Consider the following 16,123-nt stretch of genomic DNA (forward strand, 5'->3'; position numbering starts at 1 on the left):
TAATGAATTTTTCTGCAGGTAATTTCCAGCATTATGCAACAATCGCACATTCGTAATTTCAGTATTATCGCCCACATTGACCACGGTAAGTCTACGCTGTCAGACCGTTTAATCCAGCACTGTGGAGGGCTAACCGATCGCGAAATGGCCGAACAGGTTCTTGACTCAATGGACCTGGAAAAAGAGCGCGGTATTACCATTAAAGCGCAAAGCGTGACGCTGAACTACGAAGCGCGCGACGGTGAAACTTATCAGCTTAACTTCATCGATACCCCAGGGCATGTTGACTTCACTTATGAAGTATCTCGTTCACTTGCCGCTTGTGAAGGTGCGCTATTGGTTGTTGACGCCGGTCAGGGCGTAGAAGCACAAACATTGGCAAACTGCTATACCGCTATCGAGATGGATATGGAAGTGGTGCCTGTGTTGAATAAAATCGACCTGCCTCAAGCTGAGCCAGATCGCGTTGCAGAAGAAATTGAAGATATCGTTGGTATCGATGCGCTTGACGCCGTGCGCTGCTCAGCGAAAACCGGTATCGGTATTGAAGATGTGCTTGAAGTCATTGTAAATAGAATCCCGCCACCAGAAGGTGACCGCGAGGCGCCGCTTAAAGCATTGATCATCGATTCTTGGTTCGACAACTACCAAGGCGTTGTTTCACTGGTACGTATTGTCGAAGGCCAGTTGACCAAGAAAGACAAAATTCAAATCATGTCGAATGGACAAACACATCAGGTTGACAAGATTGGGGTATTTACGCCTAAGCCGCTAGATACAGGAACATTAAGAGCCGGTGAGGTGGGCTTTATTATTGCCGGCATTAAAGACATTCAAGGTGCACCAGTAGGCGATACCATTACTCTTGCTCGTCAGCCTGCCGAAGCAATGCTACCGGGGTTTAAAAAGGTTAAACCGCAGGTCTATGCTGGTATTTTCCCAATAAGCTCTGATGACTACGAAGACTTCCGCGACGCTCTTGCGAAACTAAGTTTGAACGACGCGTCACTATTTTATGAGCCAGAAAGCTCTGCTGCGCTTGGTTTTGGGTTCCGAATTGGGTTCCTTGGCATGCTGCACATGGAAATCATTCAAGAACGTTTAGAGCGTGAATATGACCTAGGTCTTATAACCACAGCACCTACAGTAATTTACGAAGTAGAAACGACCAAGGGCGAGACACTTACCGTAGATAGTCCATCTAAACTGCCGCCGGTAAATGATATTGCAGAAATTCGTGAGCCTATGGTTGAGGCTAACATTCTTGTGCCACAAGAATACTTGGGTAATGTAATTACACTTTGTGTTGAAAAGCGCGGTATGCAAACCAACATGACATACCACGGTAAGCAAGTAGCGGTAACTTACGAGCTGCCAATGGCTGAAGTGGTACTCGATTTCTTCGACCGTTTAAAATCTACCAGTCGTGGTTTCGCATCGCTCGACTACAACTTTAAGCGTTTCCAGACCTCAGACATGGTGCGTGTTGACATCCTCATCAACGGTGAGCGTGTAGACGCATTGGCGGTAATTACTCACAGAGAAAACTCTCAAGGTCGTGGACGTCAGTTGGTAGAGAAGCTTCGTGAGCTTATTCCACGCCAAATGTTCGATATTGCTATTCAAGCCGCAATCGGTAACCACGTTGTTGCAAGAAGTACAGTGAAACAGCTGCGTAAAAACGTAATTGCAAAGTGTTACGGCGGTGACGTAAGTCGTAAGAAGAAGCTACTTCAAAAACAAAAAGAAGGTAAAAAGCGAATGAAGCAAGTGGGTAATGTTGAATTGCCACAAGATGCGTTCCTTGCAGTACTGAAGGTGGGCAAATAATGGCAAATTACTTCTCCTTGATTTTGGTGGCACTCACCTTAGTTACAGGACTAATCTGGCTAGTGGATAGCCTGGTGTTTGCGCCAAAGCGAAAAGCGCGTTTACAGGCTGCGGCAACAGCAGAAGGCGCAGGCTATGGAGAAGATCCTCAACTGCCGTACTTAGTTGATACCTCGCAACAGATTTTTCCTGTTATTGCTTTCGTTCTGGTCTTGCGTTCATTTTTGTACGAACCGTTTCAAATTCCATCTGGCTCAATGATGCCTACCTTATTGGTGGGTGACTTCATTTTAGTTGAAAAGTTTGCCTACGGTGTAAAGGACCCAGTTTTCAGAAGCAAGCTGATCGAAACCGGTGTTCCAGAGCGCGGAGACGTAGTGGTTTTTAAATATCCTGAAGACCCATCAATAGACTACATCAAACGTGTAATTGGCTTACCGGGCGATACTGTAGTTTATCAAAACAAGCAGGTTTATATTAAACCGAAATGCGAGACTGGTAAAAATTGTTCAAAGCTTAAAGCGGTACCATTAACATTCCAAGAGCGTGGCGAGTTTGTACAAGACATGGCGCAGCTTATGCGTTATACCGAAGATCTAGGCACAGTAGAACATGACATTTTACGCCATCCAGTTCGCGAAATTTCTCCGGTTAATTTTTACACCCAGCCTGGAACCCGCAGTAATGAGTGGATAGTGCCGGAAGGTCAGTATTTCGTCTTAGGCGATAACCGTGATAATAGCCGCGACAGCCGTTTTTGGGGTTTTGTACCCGACGCGAACCTGGTTGGTAAAGCTGTGGCTATTTGGATTTCATTTGAGTTTGAACGCAGTCCGTCGGATATCCTTCCTACGTGGGTTCCAACAGGCGTTCGATTTGAGCGAGCAGGTGGCATTCATTAATGCAGGGAATTGATAAATATCGTCGCCTATATAAGGCGATAGGCTACACATTTACCAATGAAGCTTTATTGGAGCAAGCACTCACCCATCGCAGTGCGGCCAAACAACACAACGAACGCTTAGAGTTTTTGGGTGACGCTATTTTGGGTATGATTGTCGGTGAAACGCTGTTTAAACGTTTTCCAACCGTGCCTGAAGGCAAGCTTACTCGAATGCGCTCAACTTTAGTGAAAGGTGAAACGCTAGCCGAATTAGCAAAAGAGGCCTGTGTAGGTGAACTACTTTACTTGGGCCCCGGTGAGCTTAAAAGCGGTGGTCATCGCAGAAGTTCAATACTAGCGGACTCGGTTGAAGCTATTTTAGGGGCCATTTACCTTGATTCAGGGATGGATGAGGTACGCGGTGTTATCGATCGTTTATGGGAAACCCGCATAAACAAGCTTGACCCGAATGCGCACCCTAAAGACAGTAAAACGCGTCTTCAAGAGTTTTTACAAGGCCGTAAGCAGGCGCTGCCAACCTATGAAGTGTTGTCTATTGCAGGCAAAGATCATGCGCAAACGTTTGAAGTGAGCTGCAAAGTAGAAAGTCTACAAGAAGTCGTAGTGGCGTCTGGCAATAGCCGCCGTAAAGCAGAACAAGAAGCTGCTCGTTTAACATTGGAGAAGCTTGATGACAACGCATGATGAGTCGAATTTGCCTGACATGCCCGATATCCAAACTCGCTGTGGTCTAGTTGCTATAGTGGGTCGCCCTAATGTGGGCAAATCAACTTTACTTAATCGTCTGCTGGGGCAAAAGGTAAGCATTACCTCGCGCAAGCCTCAGACCACTCGTCACCGCATTCTCGGCATAGATACAGATGGTGATTACCAAGCAATATATGTTGATACGCCAGGGCTCCACCAAGACGAAAAGCGTGCTATTAATCGCTACATGAATCGCGCAGCATCGAGCTCTCTTGCTGAAGTTGGTCTTGTGCTGTTTGTCGTAGAAGGGGACCGATTCAACGCCGAAGATGAAATGGTGTTAAGTAAAGTTAAGCAAGCAAACCTTCCTTGCTATCTTATCGTAAACAAGATGGATAAGGTTGAGGACAAAGAGAACTTTATGGTTCACCTCAAAAAGTTAGGTGAAAAACACCCGTTTGAGCACATGATCCCTATTAGTGCTAAACAGGGCAGAATGGTTGACGAAATTAGAAAGTTGGTGGCCAAGTCTCTACCTAAAAGTGAGTTTTTCTTTCCTGAAGACTACATCACTGACCGTTCAAGCCGATTTATGGCTGCCGAAATAATTCGCGAAAAGCTAATGCGCTTTACCGGTGATGAGTTGCCTTACTCTACCACGGTAGAAATAGAGCAGTTCAAAATGGCTGACAATGGTGTTTATCGCATTAGCGGCCTTATATTGGTTGAGCGTGAAACTCAAAAGCGCATGATTATCGGTAAAGGCGGTAAGCACTTAAAAACCATTGGTGAGCAAGCGCGAAAAGATATGGAAAACTTGTTCGACAACAAGGTCTTTCTTGAACTATGGGTTAAAGTGAAACAAGGTTGGGCTGACGATGAGCGTGCATTGCGCTCACTAGGTTACGGCGACGACAGTAACTTCTAGTTCAAGTTTTCATTGTCTTTGCAACGCTAGTTAGCAGTAACTAGCGTTATATCGGCAAGTATCTATGTCCAGTATTTTTGCCAAGTAGTTTTGGTAACAACCGTAAGCATAGGTGCTATAGCAGGCATTTACTCTTTCATTTGCACAAGCTTAGTAAGAACGAAAAACTGTTTTCAGGAGAGGTATATGGCAATTTCAGATATGCGCAGGCAGTACTCAAAAGGCAGTTTGAGTGAGTCAGATATAACCTCGAGCCCGTTTACTTTGTTCGATAAATGGCTTAAAGATGCCGTTGACGCTGGAATTCCAGACCCTACCGCGATGACGGTTGCAACCGTTGATGCAAGCGGTCAACCCTCTCAACGTATTGTTTTGTTAAAAGATGTCAGCGAAAAGGGCTTTGTGTTTTTCACGAACTTAGGAAGCAGAAAAGCGCAAGAGTTAGCTGTAAACCCTAAAGTGTCGTGCCACTTTCCATGGTTCTTTATGGAACGCCAAGTTCGCGTCTGTGGTAGCGTTGAAAAACTCTCTGTTTCTGAAAATGCGGGTTACTTCTTTTCACGACCTAAAGACAGTCAGCTAGCAGCGTATGCGTCTAAGCAAAGCAAGCCAATTGGCAGCAGAGAGCTTTTGCTTACCCAGTTTAAACAGCTAAAGGATAAGTTTGCCAATAAGGAATTACCCGTGCCGGACTTTTGGGGCGGCTTCAGGGTTGTGCCTCATCAAATTGAGTTTTGGCAGGGCGGGGAAGATAGACTACATGACCGCTTTGAATATAATAAAACCGAAAATGGCGCATGGGTAACACAGCGCTTGATGCCGTAGAAATTCGTTGCAAACGTTGTTTCCGTTAGTAAGAAGTTTTGGTCTGCTTAGCGAATAAATTAGTTAGACGCAGGTGCCACGTAATGATGTCTTTCGTAACTAGCATTAGACGAGATAAGAGAGGATGGGGCGCCTAGAGTATGATTGATAGCCATTGCCACCTCGACTTGCTTGCATCAAAAAAAGACCTTCGAGTCGCGTTAGAACATGCCAAAACAGCTGGGCTAACTCGCATTATGGCCCCGAGTATAAATCCGCAATCTTGGCAGGCGCTCCAAGCGCTTAGTGAGCATTACAGCAGCGTTTTGCCTATCGATACCGCGCTAGGTCTCCATCCCTATTTTTTGACTGACAGCAATCACACTAGTAGAGCTTCTACCACTGACATACCTGAGCAGGCAATTCATGAAAACCTTGAGCAGCTTGAAGCGGCTGCTGCCGCGCTGCACCCTTCAGTAAAAGCGGTGGGAGAAACCGGTATCGACGGGCACATAAGCGTGCCGTTAGCGGTTCAAAAAAAAGTGCTTCACACCCATTTAAAGCTTGCCGATAAAACATCGCTTCCTGTTATTTTGCATCACAGAAAAAGCCATCATTTACTACTTGAAGCGTTTAAGTACGTCAAGTACCAAGGTGTCGGCGTTGTGCATGCTTTTTCTGGCAGTGTCGAAGCAGCCAAAGGATATATCGAGCGAGGGTTTTACCTAGGGATAGGTGGCACCATTACATATGAGCGGGCACAAAAGACGAGAGATACCCTTAAGTTTTTATTAGATTGCCACTTCGATAAACTGCTTTTAGAAACTGATTCCCCAGACATGCCTATGTATGGCAGACAGGGAGAGCCTAACGAACCTCGCTATTTAGCTGATGTCATCGATGTTATAAGCAACAATTATGGTGTGTCGCGAGAAGAGGTAATATCTACTACAACGGCTAATTACGCTAAACTCTTCAACACGAACTCCGACTCCAGTGCCTAAGGATTTGAAACGTTGTAAATATTCGCTTTAACGCTTTGATTTGTTCCTTTTAGATTCAATTACCTGAACAAACCATGGGCGAGATTTGTAAAATGCACGAGTGAGGTATATGCCTAACAAGAGAGCTAAAAATACCAAAATACACGCAATAAAAGCCAGTTGATAGCGCAGTGTAAGCGGGCTTTTTAATACTTCCTGTGTATCCATATGAATATTCACATAGCCCATCAAATTGCCGCTGTTGTCGGTAATTGCGCCAACATAGGTGAGCGGTGTTACTCTTTGCATTTGGCTCAATGCCACTACACTGTCAATTTGAGGAAGAGGTGCTATATATCTACCGTCTTTATCAAACACAGATAAGGCGAGGATATGCGGTTCGTTGGCCAATATTAAAGCTACACTTTCAATGTATTCTCGTTGAGAGAAATTACCTGATAACACTGAACTACTGCTTGATTCATTTTCTTCAACAGGAACGTTGTCAATAATAAACGCCGGTTGTAGTAGTTTGGCGTATTGCCTGGCGATACTTTCCCCTGAAAAACGAGTTTGTACGGTTAACCAATCATTTTGATACTGTTGCACCAATAGTATTAACACAATGACTAGCGCGAAAACCGTGCTTACAATCAACGTGTGAAAAAGCCTTTTCAGTGCTGTATACAAAGAATGTGGGTTGCTCTTTGATTGTGAAGGGGCTTTGCTAAGCACGTCTGCCAATGCGGAATTCCATAAATACGATAAGTTGCCTAACAGTAGGTGAAATCTAAATAATTTTAAAGAGGATATTTTATTAGTTAGCCTAATTGGTTAGCATTAGAGCATCATTTTCCAATCACCGCAGTTTCCTGTGTGAGTTATGAAAGACACATTCATCATAGATATTAGTAACCACGATGTTCATTTTGCATCATCTCTGTCAAACATTGTCAGCAATGAGCACAATAATCACGCGTATTCACATACGCTTACTGTTATCGGCCAAGCTATCACCCCTTATTTACTAGACGGTGTGCTACAAAAGCTCAAAGCGGTGTTTACGCCAGCCAGTGCTGCGTTTCATCATTTGCATCAGCATATGGGGGATGATGCCATCGAGATAAGAGGGGAGGTAATCAACGCAAAGCCGGAGCACATAAAGTCGCTACTTGGCGATGTTAGTGATGCTTATAGCCTTGATGTTGGATTGCAAGCCTCGCGACCGTCCTTGTCTAAGCCTGGACTGCTTGTAATGGATATGGATAGTACTGTTATTGCCATTGAGTGTATTGATGAAATAGCAAAACTTGCCGGTGTCGGCGAGCAAGTCGCCGAAGTTACAGCGAAAGCCATGCGCGGAGAAATTGCTTTCAACGATAGCTTAACACACAGGGTAGCGTGTTTAGAGGGTGTACCTATTGAACATCTTAATCAAATACGCGACAGCATTCCTATTATGCCTGGTATTCAGGCGTTGCTTAATCACTTGAAAAAACATGACTGGAAGTTAGCTATCGCATCTGGAGGGTTTACCTTTTTTGCTGATCACCTAAAAGCAAGGCTAGGCCTCGACTATGCGATTTCAAATACATTAGCAATAAAAAATGGGCACTTAACAGGAAAGGTGGAAGGCGAAATTATCAACGCTGATGTAAAAGCACGCACGGTCAAAGCGCTTTCTGAACAGTGGGGAATACCGTCTAATCAAACCGTTGCTATGGGAGATGGCGCAAACGATTTAGTTATGATGGCTGAGTCTGCGCTAGGTGTAGCGTGTCACGGCAAACCGTTAGTAAACGAAAAAGCGGATGTGGCAATACGCATTGGTAGTTTGCACAGTCTTCTGTACTTTTTAGACAAATAACTTGAATTGGTAGAGAAGCGCTAGTTTGCAATTTCAAACTTACTAGCGTTCTACTGGTATTGGTCACAAACTTACTTTTAAATGCGTTTTTCCTATTGTCCTCGTTTTCAATAGGTTAATTTCAGAGGTTTATTTCCTAGAGCTAAAGCTATTAAGCTCAAGCGCGATCGGCGGTAGAAGCTTGAAATATTGAATCTTACCTATGCATTGCTTGTTAAAGCACTAGGATGGACTTCACTTTTCAGTGTTTTGTTTGCCGTAATGTCTTCCATAGTAAAACCGTATCTTATGAGCACCTCGTCAGTCACGTCGACAAGGTGAGAACAGGCTGCAATACTCCACATTTTCTTCTCTAACTCACGGGCTCTATGCATGGCGTACATGGTGACATAGTTAATTTCGGTTTGAAGCATGCTTAAATCGGGTTTGCCAGTTGTTGTAAGCATAACGTGTATAGCTATAAATTGGCCGCGTACCATGGCTTCTTTGATAAACGCACGGCGTTGATCATTGCTTTCAAATTTGTGTGAATAACGAGGAATGATCGCCATGCGCGGTTCTTTTTGCGACGAATCAAATGATATGAATAGCTCCTGTCGCAAAGGCATATTCTCAAGTTTAACCGTTTTAATACCGCTTTGTACAAATGGAGAGTCCTGTTTTCTATCCCTGAACAAAAACTCAAGATTTACTTTGTTCCGTTCGGCGTATTGCGTAGTAAGGGTAGTTATGCGCTCGTCTTGTCTACCAACCATACAAGCCTGAGGTGTATAGCGTACCCCTTCTTTACTCATGAGAAAAGATAAAGAGGTCGCGTTTCTTGCGTTTATACAGCGCAGTGCTTGCCCCATACCCGGAACTTCTTCATCATCGTTATCGACTTTAAGGTTGCCCTTATTCTTTTTGATGAGTTCTTCAAAAAAGTTACGTGCGCTTTTGCCCTCTTCGCCTGCGGCTGTTTTCAAGTGAAGGATGTTTTTCTCCACATTGTGATAAATAATTTCATATTGAAGATGCATGACGTCAAAGGCGTTCGCTATTTCTTGAAGGCGAGGGAATGCAACTTCAACTCGTCCTTCTAAATTGCCTTTATAGTCTTTTGCTAGTTCAACTCGAAGGCCTAGTCCGTGAACTGAAATGTCTTCGCTGATCCCACGGTGAAGCGTCGATTCGCCATTAAATCTTGCTTCAATTTGCGTTCTTAACTGGTATCGACTTTCAATGCGCTGCTCTTCGTATTTAAAGCGAACAATATGAATATTTGAAGCCGCACGATTTCTGGGGTGACCGAATACTCTCAAATGCGAAAGGTTGTCTCGATTGAACTTTAGTTCGTTATATGTCTCTTGCCCTGTTACAGAGGTTACGTCTGTGACATGAGCAAGAAAGCGCAAGTTTTTAAGTTTTGACATTAAGCGAGCAGAAGGCGGAGTATTGAGTTTTTTAACTTTATTGCCAACGGAATCTGGGATAGAGAGCGGAATATGCGCTTGTTCTGGAACAATGTCTGTCAGGGTTATCTTAAAAACTCTCCAACTCGCTTTTCTTGAGCCAAACCCTAAAAATACACGTGATAATACTTCTTTTTGCAGTAACTCTTCATAAGAGGCTGAATAAAAATAAACTTTGTCAGTGTGCAAATGCGTGAAGCTGAAAACAAAAATTTCTCGAACTTCATCAGATTTGTTAAGTAATCGGGTGAGTCTTTCTTGCGTTAGCAAAAAGTTTAGCCGACAGTTTTCTTCTTCGTCGTGCCAGTATTGAACGGTTTCTCGGTTTACTTCATTTACCATTGCATAGCGTGGCACCAAAGTTTCGTTTACGACGTCAATAAAAACGGGAAGCGTAGGACTGCGAGGAGAAAAGTATTGTTCGCAGGTTTTACTGGTTATCGCTTCGATGGTGTTCGTCATGTTCACTTTATAGCGGCGTTTGTTACCGTGGATAAAGCTTTCTAAGAACTTATCAAATGCTAAGTTTGGGTGAGTTTTGTCCCGCTGAAGCGCTAAATAGTTAACATCATTTTTGGTTATTATTTTTACTAACTTGTACGCAATGCCATTTTTCTTATCCATGGCAAACTCGTTTTCAAGCCCTCTGAAATAAATAAAAAGCGTTTCGCCCTTCTCAAAAAAAGAGTCTTTAGAAAGCTTAATCTGCAGACCTTCTAAAGATACGTCTACACTCAAGCCCCGCATAGACTGATTTGCACTGTTAAATATCTCAACAGCAACAGCAAAATTCATACGTTCGGTATTGCGCTGCCTGTAATCAAGAAGGTTGACTGTAGGGACTTTGAATTGCTCTAATACCGCTGAACGCTTTTTAAGTTCAGGTTTATCCTTATCTGCGCGTTCTTGCACAAGTTCTTTCTCGCGCATTAATCGGAAGTTGTTCTCAGTATTTTGGACGGCTTCGTATACACCGTAAGTGTATCTACCAAATACGCGAAGTTGTTCTTCGAACTTATCAACAGCCACGTCGTCCATGTAGTGGTTACGCCCTTCGTGTGCGTATTTTTTGCACTTGCCATCAACGTGACCGCGCAAATCTATGGTACGCATGCAAGGTTTAGCTAACCTCTTCACTTCCATTTTAATAAGAAAGCGTTTTTCTTTAGGTACGTCAGATGCAGTTTGAAGCAATACCTGGTTAAACTCAGGTTCATTAACCATGGGCTTTAGCTGTTCGATAATATCAGCATATTGCTTTAAATCTTGACTCATGAATGCGCAACTTTGTTGTTAAGTATCATTATTTTAGTTGTTATCGGCAAATCAGCAAAACTCATTAACCCTTAAATTTGTTGTATTTTGGGATTTTTTTTAGTCAGAAAACTGACCGTAGGTTTGTGCTTAATTCACCCTTGTTAAGTGTTAGAATACTCTTTTTAAGCAACGGATAAAACTGGAATATGGCAAAACGTAAAACCGCTTATGTGTGTTCTGACTGCGGGGCAGAATTCCCCCGTTGGCAAGGGCAATGCTCTGAATGTAAAGCGTGGAACACGATAAGTGAGTTTGTGGTGGCAAGTGCTAAAAGTGTAGCTCGTCAAACCACCTCAGGTTATGCAGGGCAAACCGCTGCCAGAATCGAAACACTTAATGCCATCGATTTAGAATCATTGCCGCGCTTTTCTTCAACGTTTAAAGAGCTAGATAGAGTATTAGGCGGTGGTATAGTGCCAGGTGCAGCCATGTTGATTGGTGGTTCGCCTGGTGCAGGTAAAAGTACGCTTTTGCTGCAGGTAATGTGTCAAATGGCAAAAAGCGAAACCGCCCTTTACGTCACTGGGGAGGAGTCCCTTCAACAGGTGGCAATGCGTGCTAAACGTTTGAATCTTCCTGACGACAAGCTAATGATGCTAGCTGAAACTAATGTGGAAACTATTTGCGACTTGGCGCTTACCAAAAAGCCTAAAATTATGGTTATCGACTCTATTCAGGTTATGCATGTGTCAGATGTTCAATCTGCGCCGGGCAGCGTATCCCAAGTAAGAGAAAGCGCCGCCTATTTAACGCGCTTTGCCAAGCAAAATCACATTGCCATGTTTATCGTTGGCCACGTTACCAAAGATGGTAACTTAGCGGGCCCTAAAGTACTTGAACACTGTATTGACAGTTCTATGATGCTGGAAGGGGAAAGTGATGGTCGTTACCGTACTCTGCGAAGCCACAAAAACCGCTTCGGTGCAGTCAACGAGCTGGGCGTATTTGCCATGACAGAAAAAGGATTGAAAGAGGTAAGCAACCCTTCTGCTATTTTCTTGAGTCGAGGTGAAAATGAAACGCCAGGGTCGAGTGTTATGGTCATTTGGGAAGGTACCCGTCCGTTACTTGTTGAAATACAGGCTTTAGTGGATTATTCGCAGATGTCTAACCCAAGGCGAATAGCAGTGGGCCTAGATCAAAACCGTTTGTCTATGCTTTTAGCAGTACTCCATCGACACGGTAACGTGCAAATGAACGACCAAGACGTATTTGTAAACGTGGTGGGTGGTGTACGCGTCTCTGAAACCAGTGCTGACTTGGCCTTGTTGTTGGCGATGATTTCAAGTTTCAGAAATCGCTCGTTACCACGAGACTTAATTGTATTTGGTGAAGTAGGATTAGCAGGTGAGATTCGACCAGTCCCCAATGGGACAGAGCGTATTATCGAAGCCGCGAAACATGGTTTTAAACGCGCCATTGTGCCCAAAGCTAACGCGCCAAAACAAACCATTAACGGCATGAAAGTCGTGCCAGTAGCACGCTTGTCCGAAGCGTTAGATGCCTTGGAATAAGGCGAAAGTCTGGTTTTTGTTAACAACCTGAATTGTGCAAGATAGCTAATTGAATACGGCTTCTTGCGCAATTTAAACGGTATGGACTTTTCTACAGCGTAGTTAGTACCTGTAGTCTCTCTAGGTTTTAATTTTGCGCTTGATAGACCGCATTAACCAATGCGTTAAGGTCTTTTTCTTCAATACTCGCGTCATCGCTGTTTAAGGTGATTAAACGGCGAAGGGCGCTTATGCTGTCCACATCCATACGCTCTACTTTGCACCCTAAAGAAACAAGCTCCTGCCTGCTGTCCGCGTGGCGATATAGCTGCGAGATGGAAAGGGTAATGACTGGGCTGTCATCATTTGCTTGAAAGGTAGCAACATAAGGTTCATGGCTGTCGAACGGTAGGTTCGACAATGCAGTTTCGGTTGCCTGAAGTTTAATGCCTTGCAAAGAAACGTCGCTGACTACCACATCAATACTGATGTCGTTATGTGCCAGTGTGCCATTTACATTTAGTGATACCCGTTGAAATTGACGCTTGTCTGTCATTACTGAAATACCTAATTTTTGTATACGCTTTTATACCAGTGCCTTCTGAGTGGGCAATTATCTATGCGAACTGGTATTAGTATTGGTTAATTTTCTCGCGTTCGCAACGAAAAGCAGGCAAATAAAAAAGCCGCTATCGATGACAGCGGCTCTTGGGCTTTAAAGGTAAGGAAATGTCTACCCTACATTACCTTTATTTAGACATTCGCTTATATTTAAGGCGATGGGGTTCAACTACATCTTTTCCAAACTCCTGCTTCAACCAGCTTTCGTAGTCTGAATAGTTGCCTTCAAAGAAACTAATGTTACCTTCATCGCGGTAATCTATGATGTGAGTTGCAACACGGTCTAAGAACCAGCGGTCGTGCGAGATAACCATGGCACAGCCAGGGAATTCCAACAGCGCGTTCTCTAGGGCGCGAAGTGTCTCTACGTCTAGGTCGTTGGTTGGCTCATCCAGCAGCAATACGTTACCGCCAGCTTTAAGCAGTTTTGCAAGGTGTACACGGTTGCGCTCACCACCTGACAAGTCTTTAATAAACTTCTGCTGATCGGTGCCTTTGAAGTTAAAGCGGCTGCAGTATGCGCGGCTGTTAATTTCAAAGTTACCAATGCGAATAATATCTTGCTCGTCAGAAATTTCTTTCCACACAGTGTTTTCTTCGTTCATGTGGTCGCGGAACTGTTCTACCGCAGCAATCTGAACGGTATCACCTAAATCTATGTTACCTGAATCAGGTTGCTCAGCGCCGGTAAGCATTCTGAATAAGGTCGATTTACCCGCACCGTTAGGGCCAACAATACCTACGATTGCACCTTTCGGTACTTTAAACGTTAAATCATCAATTAGTACACGATCGCCATAGGACTTTTTAAGGTTGCTGACCTCAATAACCTTATCACCTAAGCGCTCACCTGGTGGGATGAAGAGTTCGTTAGTTTCGTTACGCTTTTGGTAATCGCTGGTCGATAGTTCTTCAAAACGAGCCATACGGGCTTTACTTTTAGCATGACGACCTTTCGGGTTTGAACGTACCCACTCAAGTTCCTGTTTCATGCTCTTCATACGTGCCGTTTCGGTGCGCTCTTCTTGCTCAAGTCGGTTTTCTTTTTGCTCCAACCAAGAAGAGTAGTTACCTTCCCATGGAATACCTTCACCTCGGTCAAGCTCTAAAATCCAACCCGCCACGTTATCAAGGAAATATCTATCATGGGTAATAGCTACCACTGTACCTTCATAATCGTGAAGGAAGCGCTCCAGCCATGCCACTGATTCCGCGTCCAAGTGGTTGGTCGGTTCGTCAAGAAGCAACATCTCAGGCTTTTCTAAAAGCAAGCGACAAAGCGCAACACGGCGACGCTCACCACCAGATAGTTTGCTTACGTCCGCATCCCAAGCTGGCAGGCGAAGGGCATCTGCAGCACGCTCTAAGGCATTTTCTAAATTGTGGCCATCTTTCGCTTGAATGATAGCTTCTAGCTCACCTTGTTCTTTAGCAAGTGCGTCGAAATCTGCGTCTGCCTCTGCATAAGCGGCATAGACTTCGTCTAGGCGAGTCAGTGCGTGCTTAACATCGGCCACGGCTTCTTCGATATTGCCACGAACATCTTTGGTTTCATCAAGATGAGGTTCCTGTGGAAGATAGCCTACTTTCAGCCCCGGCTGTGGACGTGCCTCACCTTCGATATCGGTATCTACGCCAGCCATAATACGAAGCAGGGTTGATTTACCCGCACCGTTTAGACCTAACACACCAATTTTGGCGCCTGGAAAAAAGCTAAGTGAGATATTTTTTAAAATGTGTCTATTAGGTGGGACGATTTTGCCCACGCGATGCATACTGTAAACGTATTGCGCCATGCTCTATCCTCGCTGAATAAGCGGTGAAAAATAAAAAAGTGATTGTGGCGTATTCTACTCGTAACAGGGTAGTTTATGCTAGGGCCTGTTGACCTTTGCTGTTCATCAAAGGTCAACAAGCCCTTGCCACTTACGTTAGGTCTTGTACCTCTTGGTGATATTTTGAACGCTCAAGTTAAAAATATCGATTTATGCATCGGTTGGCGAGTTGATTTAAGGTAAACTTAATTTTATAAGCATGAGTAAACAGGGGCTTTTGGGTGAGCTAACAGGCAGCGATAGAGAACCCAAAGCGATAGACTCAATACTATTCATATTTCTGAACAGGCAATTAAGATGACCGCTATGAATAAACGCATATACAGTCTGGATGAGCTCGCCAAACATGTAGGTGGGGAAGTGCAGGGCGATGGCAATATCACTATTTCTGCAGTGGGCACGCTATCTGGTGCAGCATCGCATCAAATTTCGTTTCTGACCAACCCTAAATATAAACCACAGTTGAAAGATACTAATGCCGGCGCGGTTATTCTGCACGAGAGCCTAAAAGGTGACAGCCCAGTGCCTGCATTAGTTGTGGCAAACCCTCACGCGGCCTTTGCGCTTATCGCGCAACTATTCGATACCACACCAGCGGTTGCTACAGGCATTGCTGAGTCAGCGGTTATCGCGCCGTCTGCACGTATCGGCAGTGATGTGTCGCTAGGGCACAACGTTATTATTGAAGATAACGTAGTGCTGGGTGATAGAGTTACGGTTGGCGCGAATACCGTTATCCGCAGAGGCACTCACATTGGTGAAGGCTGTACTATTCACCCGAATGTGACCATTTATCACGACGTCGTCGTTGGTAAGCGCGTGACAATTCACAGTCAAACGGTAATTGGAGCTGCGGGTTTTGGTTATGCAAACGACAAGGGTGTTTGGATACCTATTCCGCAAACTGGATCAGTTCGTATTGGTGACGACAGTCAAATTGGTGCGAGCAGCAGTATTGATCGCGGTGCTATGGAAGATACGGTGTTAGGCACCAACGTTATTATCGACAATCAAGTACAAATTGGCCATAACTGCATTATTGGCGATCATTCTTGCATTTGCGGCGCGACCGGTATTGCCGGCAGTTGTCACATTGGCAAACACGTGATTATTGGCGGTGGAGTCGGCATCAACGGTCATATCAGCATCTGCGACAATGTTCAGGTAACTGGCTATACCATGATTGTACAAGATATTACTGAACCGGGTGTTTATTCTTCTGGTCAGCCAGCACAAACTAACCGCGACTGGCGTAAAAATACAGTTCGCCTAGCCAAAATTGGTAGTTTATTTGACCGTGTTAAAGCCCTTGAAAAACAGGTCTGATCTCGCGCTGGCGCAGGTATTACGTTAAACCTGTGCCATTTATATTAATTTGGTCATAAAGCGGTATACAAGTAACC

The 16,123-nt window shown here is 44.3% G+C and carries 13 protein-coding genes; 9 read left to right on the top strand and 4 right to left on the bottom strand.

What is annotated here, in order from left to right; translation table 11 throughout:
• The first annotated feature begins 33 nt into the window (after positions 1-33).
• The 6 genes from lepA to KL866_RS18085 all read left to right on the top strand — a co-directional run bounded on the left by lepA (position 34) and on the right by KL866_RS18085 (position 6,157).
• On the top strand, positions 34-1,830 hold the full coding sequence (gene lepA / locus KL866_RS18060; RefSeq protein ID WP_025255849.1) for a translation elongation factor 4: 1,797 nt from the start codon (positions 34-36) through the stop codon (positions 1,828-1,830).
• Complete coding sequence (gene lepB / locus KL866_RS18065) at positions 1,830-2,732, top strand: signal peptidase I (RefSeq protein ID WP_025255848.1); 903 nt, start codon at positions 1,830-1,832, stop codon at positions 2,730-2,732. The genes lepA and lepB overlap by 1 nt, the downstream gene beginning before the upstream one ends.
• Positions 2,732-3,418, top strand: a complete 687-nt coding sequence (gene rnc / locus KL866_RS18070; RefSeq protein ID WP_025255847.1) for a ribonuclease III — start codon at positions 2,732-2,734, stop codon at positions 3,416-3,418. The genes lepB and rnc overlap by 1 nt, the downstream gene beginning before the upstream one ends.
• Before the next feature lie 19 nt (positions 3,419-3,437).
• Entirely contained in the window at positions 3,438-4,349 is a 912-nt protein-coding gene (gene era / locus KL866_RS18075) for a GTPase Era (protein ID WP_025255846.1), read from the top strand.
• Positions 4,350-4,535: 186 nt separating this feature from the next.
• On the top strand, positions 4,536-5,174 hold the full coding sequence (gene pdxH, locus KL866_RS18080; RefSeq protein WP_025255845.1) for a pyridoxamine 5'-phosphate oxidase: 639 nt from the start codon (positions 4,536-4,538) through the stop codon (positions 5,172-5,174).
• Positions 5,175-5,314: 140 nt separating this feature from the next.
• Positions 5,315-6,157 carry a TatD family hydrolase gene (locus tag KL866_RS18085; protein ID WP_214996313.1) on the top strand — a complete coding sequence of 281 codons (843 nt, stop codon included), beginning with the start codon at positions 5,315-5,317 and terminating at the stop codon, positions 6,155-6,157.
• A 27-nt stretch (positions 6,158-6,184) separates the two neighbouring features.
• Here the strand turns inward: KL866_RS18085 and KL866_RS18090 are convergent, their stop codons facing one another.
• Positions 6,185-6,880: a hypothetical protein gene (locus tag KL866_RS18090; protein WP_025255843.1), complete on the bottom strand. Its 696-nt coding sequence runs from the start codon at positions 6,878-6,880 to the stop codon at positions 6,185-6,187.
• Positions 6,881-7,019: 139 nt separating this feature from the next.
• Here KL866_RS18090 and serB point away from each other — a divergent pair, with 139 nt between their 5' ends.
• Positions 7,020-8,003 (top strand): phosphoserine phosphatase SerB, encoded by a 984-nt coding sequence (gene serB / locus KL866_RS18095; RefSeq protein ID WP_214996314.1) that lies wholly within the window; start codon positions 7,020-7,022, stop codon positions 8,001-8,003.
• A 200-nt stretch (positions 8,004-8,203) separates the two neighbouring features.
• Here the strand turns inward: serB and KL866_RS18100 are convergent, their stop codons facing one another.
• Positions 8,204-10,729, bottom strand: a complete 2,526-nt coding sequence (locus KL866_RS18100; RefSeq protein ID WP_214996316.1) for a PilZ domain-containing protein — start codon at positions 10,727-10,729, stop codon at positions 8,204-8,206.
• A gap of 188 nt (positions 10,730-10,917) precedes the next feature.
• Here KL866_RS18100 and radA point away from each other — a divergent pair, with 188 nt between their 5' ends.
• Positions 10,918-12,285 carry a DNA repair protein RadA gene (radA, locus tag KL866_RS18105; protein ID WP_025255840.1) on the top strand — a complete coding sequence of 456 codons (1,368 nt, stop codon included), beginning with the start codon at positions 10,918-10,920 and terminating at the stop codon, positions 12,283-12,285.
• Between the two features lie 127 nt (positions 12,286-12,412).
• Here radA and KL866_RS18110 read toward each other — a convergent pair whose 3' ends face one another.
• Entirely contained in the window at positions 12,413-12,820 is a 408-nt protein-coding gene (locus tag KL866_RS18110) for a PilZ domain-containing protein (RefSeq protein ID WP_214996318.1), read from the bottom strand.
• A 193-nt stretch (positions 12,821-13,013) separates the two neighbouring features.
• Positions 13,014-14,681: an energy-dependent translational throttle protein EttA gene (gene ettA, locus KL866_RS18115; RefSeq protein WP_025255838.1), complete on the bottom strand. Its 1,668-nt coding sequence runs from the start codon at positions 14,679-14,681 to the stop codon at positions 13,014-13,016.
• A gap of 336 nt (positions 14,682-15,017) precedes the next feature.
• On the opposite strand from ettA, the gene lpxD reads away from it, so the two are divergent.
• A complete protein-coding gene (gene lpxD / locus KL866_RS18120; RefSeq protein ID WP_025255837.1) occupies positions 15,018-16,046 on the top strand; it encodes a UDP-3-O-(3-hydroxymyristoyl)glucosamine N-acyltransferase in 1,029 nt (342 codons plus the stop codon).
• The last annotated feature ends 77 nt before the right edge of the window (positions 16,047-16,123 follow it).

Origin of the sequence: Alteromonas sp. ALT199 (assembly GCF_018619335.1) — a bacterium.
GTDB lineage: Bacteria > Pseudomonadota > Gammaproteobacteria > Enterobacterales > Alteromonadaceae > Alteromonas.

Bases quoted from the DNA above. Each gene is read 5' to 3' on its own strand.
- lepB (WP_025255848.1), top strand. From the start codon at position 1,830: ATGGCAAATTACTTCTCCTTGATTTTGGTGGCACTCACCTTAGTTACA.
- lepA (WP_025255849.1), top strand. From the start codon at position 34: ATGCAACAATCGCACATTCGTAATTTCAGTATTATCGCCCACATTGAC.
- serB (WP_214996314.1), top strand. From the start codon at position 7,020: ATGAAAGACACATTCATCATAGATATTAGTAACCACGATGTTCATTTT.
- KL866_RS18085 (WP_214996313.1), top strand. From the start codon at position 5,315: ATGATTGATAGCCATTGCCACCTCGACTTGCTTGCATCAAAAAAAGAC.
- KL866_RS18100 (WP_214996316.1), bottom strand. From the start codon at position 10,729: ATGAGTCAAGATTTAAAGCAATATGCTGATATTATCGAACAGCTAAAG.
- lpxD (WP_025255837.1), top strand. From the start codon at position 15,018: ATGACCGCTATGAATAAACGCATATACAGTCTGGATGAGCTCGCCAAA.
- rnc (WP_025255847.1), top strand. From the start codon at position 2,732: ATGCAGGGAATTGATAAATATCGTCGCCTATATAAGGCGATAGGCTAC.
- KL866_RS18110 (WP_214996318.1), bottom strand. From the start codon at position 12,820: ATGACAGACAAGCGTCAATTTCAACGGGTATCACTAAATGTAAATGGC.
- radA (WP_025255840.1), top strand. From the start codon at position 10,918: ATGGCAAAACGTAAAACCGCTTATGTGTGTTCTGACTGCGGGGCAGAA.
- pdxH (WP_025255845.1), top strand. From the start codon at position 4,536: ATGGCAATTTCAGATATGCGCAGGCAGTACTCAAAAGGCAGTTTGAGT.
- era (WP_025255846.1), top strand. From the start codon at position 3,438: ATGCCCGATATCCAAACTCGCTGTGGTCTAGTTGCTATAGTGGGTCGC.
- ettA (WP_025255838.1), bottom strand. From the start codon at position 14,681: ATGGCGCAATACGTTTACAGTATGCATCGCGTGGGCAAAATCGTCCCA.